This is a genomic window from Pseudomonas sp. B21-023, assembly GCF_024749165.1.
Taxonomy (GTDB): domain Bacteria; phylum Pseudomonadota; class Gammaproteobacteria; order Pseudomonadales; family Pseudomonadaceae; genus Aquipseudomonas.
Map to the genome: position 1 here is coordinate 2378556 of NZ_CP087190.1, position 15000 is coordinate 2393555.

General features: G+C 64.1%; 13 protein-coding genes. 8 read left to right on the forward strand and 5 right to left on the reverse strand.

What is annotated here, in order from left to right; translation table 11 throughout:
* Nucleotides 1-9 precede the first annotated feature (9 nt).
* From LOY42_RS10780 to LOY42_RS10790, 3 genes are all read right to left on the reverse strand, one after another.
* On the reverse strand, nt 10-1632 hold the full coding sequence (locus tag LOY42_RS10780; protein WP_258600568.1) for a methyl-accepting chemotaxis protein: 1623 nt from the start codon (nt 1630-1632) through the stop codon (nt 10-12).
* 189 nt (nt 1633-1821) lie between these two features.
* On the reverse strand, nt 1822-3447 hold the full coding sequence (locus LOY42_RS10785) for a methyl-accepting chemotaxis protein (protein ID WP_139671400.1): 1626 nt from the start codon (nt 3445-3447) through the stop codon (nt 1822-1824).
* 249 nt (nt 3448-3696) lie between these two features.
* A complete protein-coding gene (locus LOY42_RS10790) occupies nt 3697-4899 on the reverse strand; it encodes an NAD(P)/FAD-dependent oxidoreductase (RefSeq protein ID WP_139670434.1) in 1203 nt (400 codons plus the stop codon).
* A 268-nt stretch (nt 4900-5167) separates the two neighbouring features.
* On the opposite strand from LOY42_RS10790, the gene LOY42_RS10795 reads away from it, so the two are divergent.
* The 3 genes from LOY42_RS10795 (at nt 5168) to LOY42_RS10805 (ending at nt 7299) form a co-directional block, all read left to right on the forward strand.
* On the forward strand, nt 5168-5710 hold the full coding sequence (locus LOY42_RS10795; RefSeq protein ID WP_139670436.1) for an Rrf2 family transcriptional regulator: 543 nt from the start codon (nt 5168-5170) through the stop codon (nt 5708-5710).
* A 215-nt stretch (nt 5711-5925) separates the two neighbouring features.
* Nucleotides 5926-6831, forward strand: a complete 906-nt coding sequence (locus LOY42_RS10800; RefSeq protein WP_046855246.1) for a LysR family transcriptional regulator — start codon at nt 5926-5928, stop codon at nt 6829-6831.
* A gap of 207 nt (nt 6832-7038) precedes the next feature.
* On the forward strand, nt 7039-7299 hold the full coding sequence (locus LOY42_RS10805; RefSeq protein WP_258600571.1) for a DUF1652 domain-containing protein: 261 nt from the start codon (nt 7039-7041) through the stop codon (nt 7297-7299).
* A 2-nt stretch (nt 7300-7301) separates the two neighbouring features.
* On the opposite strand, the gene LOY42_RS10810 is transcribed toward LOY42_RS10805, so the two are convergent.
* Together LOY42_RS10810 and LOY42_RS10815 are read right to left on the reverse strand one after the other, a co-directional pair.
* Nucleotides 7302-7589: a hypothetical protein gene (locus LOY42_RS10810; protein WP_102682381.1), complete on the reverse strand. Its 288-nt coding sequence runs from the start codon at nt 7587-7589 to the stop codon at nt 7302-7304.
* 191 nt (nt 7590-7780) lie between these two features.
* Nucleotides 7781-8140: a response regulator gene (locus LOY42_RS10815; protein WP_139670439.1), complete on the reverse strand. Its 360-nt coding sequence runs from the start codon at nt 8138-8140 to the stop codon at nt 7781-7783.
* A 254-nt stretch (nt 8141-8394) separates the two neighbouring features.
* On the opposite strand from LOY42_RS10815, the gene LOY42_RS10820 reads away from it, so the two are divergent.
* The 5 genes from LOY42_RS10820 to LOY42_RS10840 are packed head-to-tail and all read left to right on the forward strand — an operon-like array spanning nt 8395 to nt 14905.
* Nucleotides 8395-11865: a response regulator gene (locus LOY42_RS10820; RefSeq protein WP_258600574.1), complete on the forward strand. Its 3471-nt coding sequence runs from the start codon at nt 8395-8397 to the stop codon at nt 11863-11865.
* Nucleotides 11866-11869: 4 nt separating this feature from the next.
* Nucleotides 11870-12691, forward strand: a complete 822-nt coding sequence (locus LOY42_RS10825) for a protein-glutamate O-methyltransferase CheR (protein ID WP_111532454.1) — start codon at nt 11870-11872, stop codon at nt 12689-12691.
* A complete protein-coding gene (locus tag LOY42_RS10830) occupies nt 12688-13263 on the forward strand; it encodes a chemotaxis protein CheB (protein ID WP_139670441.1) in 576 nt (191 codons plus the stop codon). The genes LOY42_RS10825 and LOY42_RS10830 overlap by 4 nt, the downstream gene beginning before the upstream one ends.
* On the forward strand, nt 13257-14483 hold the full coding sequence (locus LOY42_RS10835) for a hybrid sensor histidine kinase/response regulator (RefSeq protein WP_258600577.1): 1227 nt from the start codon (nt 13257-13259) through the stop codon (nt 14481-14483). Before LOY42_RS10830 ends, LOY42_RS10835 begins: the two co-directional genes overlap by 7 nt.
* Before the next feature lie 44 nt (nt 14484-14527).
* Entirely contained in the window at nt 14528-14905 is a 378-nt protein-coding gene (locus LOY42_RS10840) for a response regulator (protein WP_258600578.1), read from the forward strand.
* Nucleotides 14906-15000: the final 95 nt, after the last annotated feature.

The following is a 15000-nucleotide window of genomic DNA, read 5'->3' on the forward strand; positions in this document are numbered from 1 at the left end:
GCCAGTGGTTCAGACCTTGAACTGCGCCACCAGCCCGTTCAACGCCTGTGCCAATTGCGCCAGGTCCTGGGCCGACGCACGGGTCTGGTTGGCCCCGGCGGTTGTCTGCAGCGCGAGGTCACGGATGTTCAACAGGTTGTGATCGACTTCACGGGCTACCTGCACCTGTTGCTCGCAGGCGCTGGCGATCACCAGGTTGCGCTGGTTGATCGCGGCGATCGCCGTGGCAATCAGCGACAGGGCCTGGTCGGCCGACTGCGCTACCTTCAACGTGCCGCCGGCTCGATCCTGGCTGCTGCGCATGGCACCGACTGCACGTTCGGTGCCGGTCTGGATGCCCTCGATCATCTGCTCGATCTCCGCCGTGGACTGCTGGGTGCGATGGGCCAGTGCCCGCACTTCGTCGGCGACCACGGCAAAACCACGGCCGGCCTCACCGGCACGGGCGGCTTCGATGGCGGCGTTGAGGGCCAGCAGGTTGGTCTGGTCGGCAATCGCGCCAATCACCTCAAGCACATGGGTAATCTCGTTCGCGCGGCTGGCCAACTGCTCCATATCCCCGGAGGTGCCGGTGACATCGTCAACCAGGTGGCGGATCGAGGTGAGTGCCAGGTCGACCTGCGCGCGACCGTCGCGGGTGGTGTGGTCTGCCCCTTGCGAGGCATCGGCGGTACTTGCGGCATTGTTGGCCACCTCCTCGACGGCGGCGGTCATCTGGTTGACCGCGGTGGCGGCCTGGTCGATCTCGGTGTTCTGCTGGTGCAGGCTGCGGCTGGTGTCCTCGGTGACACTGTGCAGTTGCTCCGAGGCCAAGGCCAGTTGCTCGGAGGACGCGGCGATCCTGCGCAGGGTATCGCGCAGGTTGTGCTGCATGTCCGCCATGGCATGCAGCAGCAGAGCAGGCTCGTCGTGGCCTTTGATGATGATCGTGCGGGTCAGGTCGCCGCTGGCGATACGTTTGGCCACTTTTACCGCACCGGACAACGGGGCGACGATGCTGTGGGTGAAAAGGCTGGCGATCACGGCCAGCGCCAGGAGGATCAGCGTTACGGCTGTGCCGATCAAAGTGATGGCCTGGTCACCGACTTCGCTGCTGCGTAGCGAGGCCGCCTGTGCGGCCTTGTAGTTGTAGGTGACCAATGCCCCCATGGCTTCCACCATGCGTTCGGCGCGCTGCAGCAGTGGGCCGTTGATCTGGCGCCTGGCATCGCTGATGCGCCCGCTGCCGATGGCGGCGAACACCTGCCGTTGCTGCTCGGTGTACTGTTGGCGTGCGGCCAGCAAGGCATCGAACAGCCGACGGTCGTGTGCATCGTGGATGGTCTTCTCGTAGTCTTTGAGATCCTCCTGCACTGCTTGATCGATACGATCGAGCAAGGCAAGGCCGGTACGTTCGTCGCTGTCATGCTCCAAGGCGACGCGCAACGTCGCGGCGCGCTCCTGGGCGAGGGTGTCGGTGATTTCGTTGAGGGCGATCAGGGCGGGTAACCAGTTGGTACGGATCTCGTCCGTCGCCTCGTCCATGTGCTTTGCGACATACAGCGAGACGAACCCCAGTGTCAGTACCAGTGCCGCCAAAAGCGTGAACAGGCAAGTCGCCCGTTTGCCGATTTTAATGTTTCTCAACAGCATGGGTGTTCCTTGACGTATGAATGCTAACGTCAGGAGCATGGTCCGACGGTCGGGCACGAGGTAGTGGCAAGGTCCCGCGCGCTACAGCGGTTTTTCCTATTCGTCAGTACCGCAATGCAAGCCCGCTCCTACAGTAACGTTGCAGTAGCTCTGCAAAAGGGGCTTGCCCCTGAGGGTGCTGCCGGTACCTCAGACCTTGAACTGCGCCACCATCCCATTGAGCTCCACCGCCAGGCGTGACAGGTCCTGGGCCGCCGCGCTGGTCTGGTTGGCGCCCGCCGAGGTCTGCATCGCCAGGTCGCGGATGTTCACCAGGTTGCGGTCCACTTCCCGCGCGACCTGGGCTTGCTGCTCCGAGGCCGTGGCGATCACCAGGTTGCGCTGGTTGATGGTGGCGATTGCCTCGGCGATCAGCTCCAGGGCCTGGCCGGCCGATTGCGCCACTTCCAGGGTGCCGCCGGCGCGGCCCTGGCTGCTGTGCATGGCGTTGACCGCCCGTTCTGTGCCGGTCTGGATGCCGTCGATCATCTGCTCGATTTCCGCCGTGGACTGCTGCGTGCGGTGGGCCAGGGCGCGCACTTCGTCGGCGACCACGGCGAAACCGCGGCCCGCCTCGCCGGCACGGGCGGCCTCGATGGCGGCGTTGAGGGCCAGCAGGTTGGTCTGCCCGGCGATCGAGCCGATCACGTCGAGCACCTGGCTGATCTGGTTGGCGTGGCTGGCCAACTGCTCGATTTCTTCGGCGGTGCCGGTCACGTCATCGACCAGGTGCTGGATCGACACGAGCGCCTGGTTGACCTGGTCGCGACCATCGCGGGTGGTGCGGTCGGCGCCCTGGGAGGCATCGGCGGTGCTCACGGCGTTGCTGGCCACTTCTTCGACGGCGGCGGTCATCTGGTTGACCGCGGTGGCGGCCTGGTCGATCTCGGCACTTTGCTGGTGCAGGCCGCGGCTGGTGTCCTCGGTGACCGTGTGCAGTTCCTCGGAGGCCGAGGCCAACTGGTCGGAGGAGGCGGCGATCCGCCGCAAGGTGTCGCGCAGGCTGTGCTGCATGCGGCTCAGTGCGCGCAGCAGCAAGGCCGGCTCGTCGCGGCCGAGCACGGTTATCTCGCGGGTCAGGTCGCCGGTGGCGACGCGCTCGGCCACGGCGACGGCGTCGGCCAGCGGGACGATGATGCTGCGGGTGAGCAGGGTGGCGATGCCGACCAGCGCGAGCAGGATCACGGCGATGGCGGTGATGATCAGGGTAAAGGCTTCGTCGGACGCCGCGCTGCTGCGCTGCGAGGCCTGCTCGGCGCCCTGGGTGTTGTAGGCGATCAGCTCGGCGAGGGCCTTCATCATGCTATCGGCGTATTCGGCCAGCGGGCCGTTGACCAGGCGGCGGGCCTCATCCAGCTGGTCGTTGCCGGCGGCGTTGCGAATGGCTTTCTGCAGGCCGTGGTAACGCTCGCTCAGGCCAATGAAGGTATCGAACAGGGCGCGATCGTCGGCTTCGATGATGGTGTGCTCGTAGGCCTTGAGATCGCTTTCGAGTTGCTGGTTGACCTGGACGATCTTGTCCAGGGTGGCGTGGCGGGCGCTGCTGCTGTCCTCCAGGACACTGCGCAAGGTGAGGGCGCGGGCCCGGCCCAGGTTGCTGCTGACCTCGCCCAGGGCGAGTACCGCAGGCATCCAGGTGATGCGAATTTCGTCGGTGGCGCTGTCCATCCTGCGGGTTTCGTAGAGGGCGACCAGGCCCATGGCCAGGACCAGGATCCCGAGCAGGGTGAACATTCCTGCTGCCCGAATGCCGATCTTAACGTTCCGTAACTGCATGCGACGCTCCTTGACGGTGGCTGCAGGCGTCAAGAGCGCGGACGGACCGGGCTCGGCTGGTAGGGCTCTCGATGCACTGCGAAAGGGTTATATCCTCACGGTTCATGTTGTTTTTTCAGGATGATGACACAGTGCCACTATTTTTGACCAGTCGTTCAATCAAAGCTCGACTCCCCCGGTATGTCGTCACTTGCTGACCATTAGTATTCATTCCGTCGCAAAAAGGGCCGCAGAGCGGCCCTTTTATGATCATGCAACGATCGGGATTGATGGGTCGGCAGCCGCCAGTGCCTGGGCGCGATCCGCTGCCGGGGGATAGATCCACACCGTGTTGATCTGGCGCTTGAGATGCTTGCCGTCCTGGCCCTGCAGGTGCAGTTCGCGTTCCCAGCCTTCGCTGTAGGCCGCGCCCCATTCTCCCAGGTCCAGGCAGGTGACGTACTTGGGCTGGCGATAGATCACCGGCTCTACACCGAGCAGGTCGGCCATGGCGTTGTTGCCAGAATGGCGGCCCATGGGAATGGCGTGCTGGCAGGTCATCAGCGCGTGGTTGCCCTTGTCATCGACGGCGGCGCAGGCGACATCGCCGGTGGCGTAGATGTAGTCCTGGCCAACGACTTTCAGGTGACCGTCGACTTTCAGGCGGCCCAGGCTGTCACGCTCGCCTGCGATCTGGACGGTCAGCGGGCTGGCCTTGACCCCCACGGTCCAGATCACGGTCTTGCTGGCGATGTATTCGCCGTTGTCCAGGGTCACGCCTCCCGCATCCACCGCCACCACCGAGGTGCCCGTCAGCCATTGCACCCCGGCCTGCTCGCTGGCGCTGACGATGGCCGGGGTGATCCCGGCGCCGAGTGCGGCGCCGATGCTGGGACCACGGTCGATCAGCACCACACGGGCCTGGCCTGCGCCGAGGATGGCGCGCAGCCGGGATGGCAGCTCGGTGGCCGTTTCGATACCGGTGAAGCCACCGCCGCACACCACCACGGTGTTGCGCGCCGGGGAGGCGGGCAGGGTGGCCAAACTGTGCAGGTGCTGCTCCAGGCGAGTGGCCGACTCGATCTGGTCGACATCGAAGGTGTGCTCGGCCAGGCCTGGGACGGCAGGGCGGGCCACTTGGCTGCCGGCGGCGAGGATCAGGCGATCGTAGGCGAGCTGGTGCTGGCGGCCGTCGGTGTCGCGATAGCTGACCTGGCGGGCGTCGCTGTCGATGGTATCGGCGATGCCGTGGATGAACTCCACGCCCACCACGTCGAACAGCGCCTCCAATGGCGCCTGCAAGCTGTGCACGTCGGCTTCGTAGAAGCGTGGGCGAATCCGCAATTGCGGCTGCGGGGCCAGCACACTGATGCGCACGTCGCCGCGCTGGGCCTGGTCGAGCAGGCGGGCGGCGCTCAGGGCGCTCCAGACACCGGCAAAGCCGGCACCGATGATCAGGATACGAGAGGTCATGAAGGTGCTCCGCAAGGTAGGAAAGGGCTTCGACGAAGCATGTGCTGCTTGCCGAATAACTACGACTGTATTGGTCGTAGTTTAATCCGGCAAGTGTTTTTTACGCATCGGGTTGTTCGCCAACCGCCATGAAACGCGCAGATACCTTGTGTTTGCTGGCGTAAAGCGGGGTCTTGATCGGCCAGTCCGACGACGGGCGGCTACGCCCGGCTTTGCTTGCCAGCGCTGAAGGGCGTACTATTTGCGACAAAGTCAGTCGGAGATTCATATGTCCCTCTACAGTGCAGGCGTCGAGTACGGCATCCACTGCCTGCTGTTCCTGGTGGACGAGCGTGGCGACAGCCGCGAGTCCAGCGTGCGCGACCTGGCCGAGCTGCAGGGGGTGCCCCAGGAGTACCTGGCCAAGGTCTTTACCAAGCTCGCCCGGGCCGGGCTGGTGGCCGCGACCGAAGGCGTGCGCGGCGGGTTTCACCTGGCGCGGCCTTCCGACGAAATCACCGTGCTGGATATCGTCACGGCCATCGATGGGCCGAAGAAGCTCTTCGATTGCCGGGAGATCCGCGAGCGCTGCGCGGTGTTCGAGGGTTCGGCGCCGGGCTGGGCGACCGAGGGCACCTGTGCGATCCACGCGGTGATGCTGGGGGCGCAGAAACGCATGGAGGAGGCGCTGGCCCAGCAGACCATCCTCGACCTGGCGCGGCGGTTCGGGCGCAAGGCGCCGGCCGAGTTCGGGCAGAAGGTCAATGACTGGATGAGCGAGCGACGCGACGGGAAAGGCAGTGGTGGCGATATTCCGCTACAGGCGGTTTGACCCTGCATGGTTAGTGTGGTGTTTCACAAATAACGACCATAACTCGCGGCGCTTTTTATTGGTCGTATTTGCAAAACACCACACTAGGGCCGCCACGGAAAATGCTGCTCAACCCCCAGGTAAATCCTTGCCTGGGTGATCCGCCCGCGCGCCTCAAGGCGAGGTAAGCTGACAGGAAAATCCCGCGCGCCGCCCACGGCGCCAGAGAGGTCAGCGTGGCTTCCTACACCTTGCGCCAACTGAAGTACTTCGTCACCACCGTGGAGGCCGGCAGCGTCGCCGAGGCCTCGCGCCAGTTGTACATCGCCCAGCCTTCGATCTCCACGGCGATCAAGAGCCTGGAAGAGAGCTTCGGCGTGCAGCTGTTCATACGCCATCACGCCCAGGGCGTGTCACTGACGCCCAGCGGCAAGCGTTTCTACGCCAAGACCCGGTCCCTGTTGCAGATGGCCCACGAGTTCGAGCAGAACGCCCTGGCCGATAACGACACGGTGGCCGGGCAGATCGACATCGGCTGCTTCGAGACCGTGGCGCCGCTGTATTTGCCGCGGCTGATCGCAGGCTTTCGCGAGCGCTACCCAGGGGTGGACATCCGCCTGCGTGACGGCGAGCAACAGGACCTGATCCAGGGGCTGACGGCCGGTACCTTCGACCTGGCGTTTCTCTATGACCATGACCTGGACGGCACCATCGAGACCGAGCCGCTGATGCCGCCACAGAAACCCTATGTGCTGCTGCCGGAAAAGCACCGCTTCGCCGGCCAGGCCCAGGTGTCGTTGCGTGACCTGTGTCCCGAGCCGATGATCCTGCTCGACGTGGCGCCCAGTCGCACCTACTTCGTCAGCCTGTTCAACGAACTGGGGCTGACGCCGAACATCGTCTTCAGTTCGCCGTCGATCGAGATGGTCCGGGGCATGGTGGGGCAGGGCTTCGGTTTCTCGCTGCTGGTCACCCGGCCGCACTCGGAATTCACCTACGACGGGCAGCGCCTGGTGACGCTGGCGATTGCCGAGCCAGTGACGCTGTCGGGGTTGGCGGCGGCGCACCTCAAGCGTGTGCAACTGACCAAACCGGCGCAGTTGTTCGTGGAATTCTGCCGTGAGGAACTGGCAAGGATGTAGTGCTGACCGCCCGTCGCCTGCAGTGTGAAGACGACCGAACGTTGCCCGGCCAGCGGTTTCTTCCACTAAGGTGCTAGAGGCATTGAGGCGTTGTCATCACTGGGGCGAATGGACCTGCGCCTCTTCATGGGCAATCTCAATTGGCATCCTGCCCGTCGAGGGCGTACCACACCCAACAGGCCATCCAGTACAAGAGAGGGTCGTACCATGTCGTTGATTGGCGTTTCGATGCTTGAGATGCGGCAGATGATCGAACAGGCCTGCCTGCCCGACCGCTGCGAGGTGAGCTGTGCGGACGGCGAGCACCTCACCATTCGTCTGGGCCAGGGCTCGAGCCTGGACGATTGCCTTACCGTGACGGACGTGCCGATTGCCAGCCTCAATACCTGCCACGACCTGCTGGGCCTTGTGAGTCGGGTCAAGGCACAACGTGATGCCCCGCCGGGGGGCCGCAAGGCGATTGCCTGAGGTCATTGCAGCTCGAGCAGCAGATTGATGCCGCCGTCGCCGCATTTGACGTGTTCACGGACCACGCCCCGATAATTGCGCCCCTCCCAGGCGAAGGCGACGCTGTGCGCCTTCTCCACCTTGCCGGGTAGCGGTGGCTCGATATGCAGGCGCAGCGCGGGGCGGCCCTGCAGGCTGAGGGCGGCCAACTGGACCTGACACATGGCGCGCTGGGCCACTGGGCCGAACAGGGTATCGCGGACGAAATCCAGCTCCAGGCAAGCGCAAGGGGCACGACAGGGCATCTTCATGGTGGCTTTCCGACGAAAGAGGCATACCTCGAAGATTTGAAGCCTAAAGGCGCGAGACGTTCAAATTATTTCAGTTGGCCTTGGCATTGCACGGTTCCCGTGGGTGCCGGCTTGCCGGCGATGGGCCGCAAAGCGGCCACTCTATCCCTGACACAATGGCGTCGGTGCCTGGCGGGGCTAGCCTGGCCCCTTCAGCGGGTTAACGGTGCGCCGAGAATCTCCAGCACTTTGTCGCGCAACTGGTCGATGCTGAACGGCTTGCCGATCAGGTGCATGCCCGGGGGCACGTTGAAGCTCTCGGCGTAGCCACTGGCAAACAGCACCGGTAATGCCGGTCGGCTTTCCCGGGCCTTGGCCGCCAGTTCCTCGCCGCGCAGGTCGGGCAACCCCACGTCGGTCATCAACAGCGCCAGCGGTTGCCTGGGGTCCTCGATGATCTTCAGGGCCGCGGCAGCGCTGTCGGCCTCGATGGCGGCATAGCCCAGTTCGTCGAGCACTTCGACTATCAGCATGCGAACGATGTCGTCGTCTTCGACTACCAGAAGGTGCATTGTGTGGATCCTGTTTCGATGGATTGTCTCTACTCTGTGCGCAGGGCCATGGCAGAAGTTCCCAAGCTTAACGGCATGGACAAATAGATGGAACGATTGCCACAGACAGGCTTCAAATACTGGCTAAATGCCCTGCCAGTTCCGCGAAAGCTGGTTAGACTCGCTGTATTCGCGGTCGGTCTGGCGCAGGGCAACCCTTACACGATGTAGACGCCGGTCTGTTCAATGGATTTATTTCGCTCGGGCACTTTCACATGATTCAAGCAGCCTCGATGGACCAACGCAGTTTTCGCAAACTGCTGAGCCGCAACGTCGGCCTGCCCCTGGGAGTGGGGCTACTGGGCGCCGTTGCCTTTGTCGCGGTGATCTACTACCTGCTTTCGGCCATGCAGTGGGTCGAGCACACCGATCGGGTGATCGGCAATGCCAACGAGACGATCAAGCTGTCGATCGACATGGAAACCGGCATGCGCGGCTATCTGCTGACAGGCGAAGAGCGTTTCCTTGACCCCTATGAAGTGGCAAAGCCACGCATCTTCGGCAGCCTGGACAGCCTGCGGGGAATGGTGGCCGACAACCCTCAGCAAGTCGACCGCATCGACCGCATTGCGGCGCTGCAGCGCGAGTGGAACACCTTCGGCAACGAAGTCATCAGCCAGCGGCGCAGCCAGCAGGGTGATGTGGTGTCGTCGATTGGCCGTGGCCGCGGCAAGCGCCTGACCGACGAGATCCGCAAGGAGTTCGAGACCTTCATCAACACCGAGCAGCAACTGCGCACGACGCGCAACGAGACGGTCAGCACGGTCACCATGACCGCGATCTCGGCGTTCGTGCTGTTCATCGTAGCCCTGAGCGCGTTGCTCGCCTACCTGGGGCGGCGTGACCTGCTGGCCTTGTCATCGAGCTATGTCGAGAACCTGGAAGCCCAGCAACGCGCCGCCGAGCGCCTGGAACAACAGGCCTGGCTGCGCGCCGGGCAGACCCAGCTGGCCGAGCAGGTGCTGGGTCAACTGACGCTGCCAATGCTCGGCGACAATATCCTGCGCTTTTTCGCCGGCTACCTGGGCAGTGTGGTCGGTGCGCTGTATGTGCGCGATGAACATGGCCAGCTGGTGCGGGTCGCCACCTATGGTCTGGATGCCGAACAGCAGGGCAGCGAACCGCGCGTGGGCGATCATGCCGGCCTGCTGGGCGAGGCGGTGGCCCAGGCGCGGCTGTTGCGCCTGGACGAACTGCCGGAGGACTACTATCGCCTGAGCTCGGGCCTGGGCCGTGGCTTGCCGCGCAGCGGCGTGGTGGTGCCGTCGCAGGACGATGGGCGGGTCAACGGCGTGCTGGAGCTGGGATTCCTGCGTCCACTGCAAGAGCGCGACGTGGAATTGCTGCAGCGAGTCGCCGAAAACCTGGGCATCTCCATCGAAAGCGCCCGCTATCGCCAGCGCCTGCAGGAAGTGCTGGCCGAGACCCAGCAGCTCAACGAAGAACTGCAGGTGCAGCAGGAGGAGCTCAAGACCGCCAACGAGGAGCTCGAGGAGCAGTCGCGGGTGCTCAAGGAATCCCAGGCCCACCTGGAGACCCAGCAGGCCGAACTTGAGCAGACCAATGAGCAACTGGCCGAGCGCACCGAGGCCCTGGACCGCAAGAACAGCGAGCTGAACCAGGCCCAGGTCGAATTGCAGGCCCGCGCCGACGACCTGCAGCGCTCGAGCAAGTACAAGTCCGAGTTCCTTGCCAACATGTCCCATGAACTGCGCACGCCGCTCAACAGCTCGTTGATCCTGGCCAAGCTGCTGGCCGAGAACGCCGAAGGCAATCTCAGCGAGGAGCAGGTGAAATTCGCCGAGTCGATCTATTCGGCTGGCAACGACTTGCTCAACCTGATCAACGATATTCTCGACATCGCCAAGGTCGAGGCCGGCAAGCTGGAAGTGCGCGCCGAAAGCACCCCGCTGGAGCGCCTGGTCGAAGGCCTGCAGGGCATGTTCCGGCCGTTGGCGCAGGACAAGGGCCTGTCCTTCGCCGTGCAGCTGGAGCAGCCGTTGCCGGCGTCCCTGTTCACCGACCGTCAGCGCCTGGAACAGATTCTCAAGAACCTGCTGTCCAACGCCATCAAGTTCACCGAGCGCGGCCAGGTCAGCCTGCGCATCAGCCACCAGACGGGCCTGGGCATCGTCTTCGCGGTGCGCGACACCGGCATCGGCATTGCCGCCGACCAGCAGCAGGCGATCTTCGGCGCCTTCCACCAGGTCGATGGCACCAGCAACCGGCGCTATGGCGGCACGGGCCTGGGCTTGTCCATCTCCCGTGACCTGGCCCACCTGCTTGGCGGACAGATCAATGTCGACAGCAGCCCGGGGCAGGGCAGCGTGTTCAGCCTGATCCTGCCCGAGCACTTCGAGCCCTCCGCGCAGCAGGTCGAGGTGCACAGCCTTCGCCCGGCGGTCGACGAACTGCCGCCGCCACCGCCAGTGCCGACACCCGTGCGCAGCGAGCGTCCGACCCCGGCCTTTGCCGATGACCGCGAGAGGGCGCCGTTCGGCAACCGCTGCATCCTGGTGATCGAGGACGAGCCGAATTTCGCCCGCATTCTCTTCGACCTGGCCCACGAGCTGGGTTACAGCTGCCTGGTTGCCCATGCCGCCGACGAGGGCTTCGAGCTGGCCGCCCAGTACTTGCCCGACGCTATCCTGCTGGACATGCGCCTGCCTGACCATTCCGGGCTCACCGTGCTGCAGCGCCTGAAGGAGCAGGCTAGTACCCGGCACATTCCGGTGCATATCATTTCGGTCGAGGACCGGGTCGAGGCTGCCATGCACATGGGTGCGGTGGGCTACGCGGTCAAGCCCACCAGCCGCGAGGAACTCAAGGCAGTGTTCGGTCGTCTGGAGGCCAAGCTCACGCAGAAGCTCAAGCATATCCTGCTGGTGGAGGACGACGACCTGCAGCGCGAGAGCATCGCCCGCCTGATCGGCGACGACGATATCCAGATCACTGCCGTAGCCATGGCCCAGGACGCCCTGGCGCTGCTGCGCGAGAACATCTACGACTGCATGATCATCGACCTCAAGCTGCCCGACATGCTCGGCAATGAGCTGCTCAAGCGCATGACTGCCGAAGACATTCGCAGCTTCCCGCCGGTGATCGTCTACACCGGGCGCAACCTCACCCGCGAGGAGGAGGCCGACCTGCTCAAGTATTCGCGTTCGATCATCATCAAGGGCGCGCGTTCGCCCGAGCGCTTGCTCGACGAGGTGACGCTGTTCCTGCACAAGGTCGAGTCGCAGCTGTCCAACGAACGCCAGCGCATGCTCAAGACCGCCCGCAGCCGCGACAAGGTGTTCGAGGGGCGCAAGATCCTGCTGGTGGACGATGACGTGCGCAATATCTTCGCCCTGACCAGCGCCCTGGAACACAAGGGCGCCATCGTCGAGATCGGGCGCAACGGGCGTGAGGCCATAGAATGCCTGGAAGCCAACGACGACATCGACCTGGTGCTGATGGACGTGATGATGCCGGAAATGGACGGCTACGAGGCGACCCGGCTGATCCGCCAGCAACCGCGCTGGCGCAAGCTGCCGATCATCGCCGTGACCGCCAAGGCGATGAAGGACGACCAGCAGCGTTGCCTGCAGGCTGGGGCCAACGACTACCTGGCCAAACCGATCGAGCTGGACCGCCTGTTCTCGCTGATCCGGGTCTGGCTGCCGCAATTGGAGCGAATCTGAAATCTTGACCAGTGAACGCAATACAGATATCGAGATCCGGCTGCTGATCGAGGCGATCTACCTCAAGTACAGCTACGATTTTCGCGATTACTCCGGCGCCTCGATCAAGCGCCGGATCCTCCATGCCGTGCGCCAGTTCGACTGCCGCACGGTATCGTCGTTGCAGGAGCGGGTGCTGCACGACCCGGGCATGTTCCTCGAGCTGCTGCAGTACCTGACGATCCCGGTCAGCGAGATGTTCCGCGACCCCGGGCACTTCCTGGCACTGCGCAACGAAGTGGTGCCGCTGCTGCGCACCTGGCCGTCGCTGAAGATCTGGATCGCCGGTTGCAGCACCGGCGAGGAGGTGTACTCCATGGCCATCCTGCTGCGCGAGGAAGGCCTGCTCGAGCGCACCATCCTCTATGCCACCGACATCAATCCACACTCGTTGGAGCGGGCCAAGCAGGGCATCTACTCGATGCAGAGCATGCGTGAGTACGAAGAGAACTACCGCAAGGCCGGAGGCCGGCGCGACTTTTCCGAGTACTACACCAGCGCCTATGGCAACGCCATCATGGACGCCAGCCTGCGTGACAACGTGACCTTCGCCGATCACAGCCTGGCCACTGACAGCGTGTTCTCCGAGACGCAACTGGTGTCGTGCCGCAATGTGTTGATCTACTTCAACAAGGGCCTGCAGGACCGTGCCCTGGGGCTGTTCCACGAGTCGCTGTGCCACCGCGGTTTCCTGGTGCTGGGCAGCAAGGAGTCGGTGGACTTCTCGGCCTACGGCGAGCGTTTCGAGCCGTTGGTGCGGCCCGAGCGGATCTACCGCAAGACATGAACAGCGTGCGTGCGATTGTCATTGGCGCCTCGGCGGGTGGCGTGTCGGCACTGTTCAGCGTGCTCGGCGCGCTGCCCGACGATTTTGCCATCCCGGTGTTGTGCGTGCTGCACCTGCCCGATGATCGCCACAGCCAGCTGGCCGAGGTGCTGCAACGCCGCCTGCGCCGCCCGGTTCGCGAGGCCTTCGACAAGGCGCGGATAGAGCCGGGGCTGATCTATGTGGCGGGGCCGGGCTATCACCTGTCGGTGGAGCGTGATTGCACCTTGTCGTTGAGCCAGGAGGAACCGGTGCATTTCTCGCGACCGGCCATTGATTTTCTTTTCGAGTCGGCCGCCGACGCCTATGGCCCGGAGCTGCTCGGCGTATTGCTCACCGGGGCCAATGAAGACGGTGCCCGAGGGCTTTTGCACATCAGACAAAGCGGTGGCCGGACGGTCGTCCAGGACCCCCGCGAAGCACAGGTCGCGTTGATGCCGGAGGCCGCCCTGGCCCTGCACGACCCGGACCATATTCTTTCCCTGAGCGGTATCGGGCAGTTGCTCGCTACCCTGGAACCCAGCGCATGCTAAGCCACATCACCGCGAAACTGCTGATCGTCGACGACCTGCCGGAAAACCTGCTGGCTCTGGACGCCCTGCTCCACGGCGATGACCGCGAGGTGTACCAGGCCCAGTCCGCCGACGAGGCGTTGTCGCTCCTGCTCGAGCACGAGTTCGCCCTGGCCATTCTCGATGTGCAGATGCCGGGCATGAACGGTTTCGAGCTGGCCGAGCTGATGCGCGGCATGGAGAAGACCCGCAACATCCCCATCGTCTTCGTCAGCGCCGCCGGGCGCGAGATGAACTATGCCTTCAAGGGTTACGAGAGCGGGGCGGTGGATTTCTTGCACAAACCACTGGAAACCCTGGCGGTGAAGAGCAAGGTGTCGGTGTTTGTCGACCTGTTCCGTCAGCGCAAGGCGCTGGACCGTCAGTTGCAGGCCTTGGAGCAGGGCCGCCAGGAGCAGGAACTGTTGCTCAACCAGTTGCAGCTGGCCCGTGGCGAGCTGGAGCGGGCGGTGCGCATGCGCGACGACTTCATGTCGATCGTCTCCCATGAGGTGCGTACGCCACTCAACGGGCTGATCCTGGAAACCCAGTTGCGCCGCATGCACCTGTCCCGCGGCAACCTCGCGGCGTTCAGCGAGGACAAGCTCAAGGCCATGGTCGAGCGCGACGAGCGTCAGATCAACAGCCTGATCCGCCTGGTCGAGGACATGCTCGATGTCTCGCGGATTCGCACCGGCAAGCTGTCGATCCGGCCGCGCGCCTTCGACCTTGGCCAGCTGGTACGCGGGCTGGTGGAGAACTTCGCCGCCCAGGCCAGCGCGGTGGATACCGTCATCGAGCTGCAGCGTTGCGATGCCTTGCAGGGCGAGTGGGACGAATTCCGGATTGAACAGGTGGTGGCCAACCTGTTGTCCAACGCCTTGCGCTACGGCAATCGCAAGCCTGTGCAGGTGCGGGTGTTCGAAGAGGATGCCATGGCCTGCGTGCAGGTGCAGGACCAGGGTATCGGCATCGATGCGCAGAACCAGCAGCGGATCTTCCAGCAGTTCGAGCGTGTCGCCGCGCAGCAGGCCAGTGGCGGCCTGGGCCTGGGGCTGTACATTTCCGAGCAGATCATCCTCGCCCATGGCGGGCGGATCCAGGTCCACAGCCAGGTTGGAGCAGGGTCGACGTTCACCGTCCAGCTGCCGCTATCGGTGTTGCCGCACGCCTGTGACCAGACCCGGGCAACCTCTGCGTAAAGCTGCGGTCTGATAGCCAACCTATTGAATTCGAAGGCGTTGTCATGAGTGAAGATGCACAAGACGTGGTACTGGTGGTCGAGGACGAGTCGGCGATCCGCATGATCCTGCGCGATTACCTGGCAGGCGAGGGCTACCACGTGCTGGTGGCCGAGGATGGCGAGCAGGCGTTCGCGATCCTGGCCAGCAAGCCGCACCTGGACCTGATGGTCACCGATTTCCGCCTGCCGGGCGGGATTTCCGGGGTGGAGATCGCCGAGCCTGCCGTGAAACTGCGGCCTGACCTGAAGGTGATCTTCATCAGCGGCTACCCGGCGGAGATTCTCGAGTCCGGCAGCCCGATCGCGCGCAAGGCGCCGATCCTGGCCAAGCCGTTCGACCTGGATACCCTGCACGAGCAGATCCAGGCGTTGCTGCGCTAGCTGCGAGCACGTGGCCGGTTAAAGTGGGAGCGGGCTTGCCCCGCGATGGCGCGCATGCAGGATGGCACCGGCGGGGCCGGTGATCGCGGGGCAAG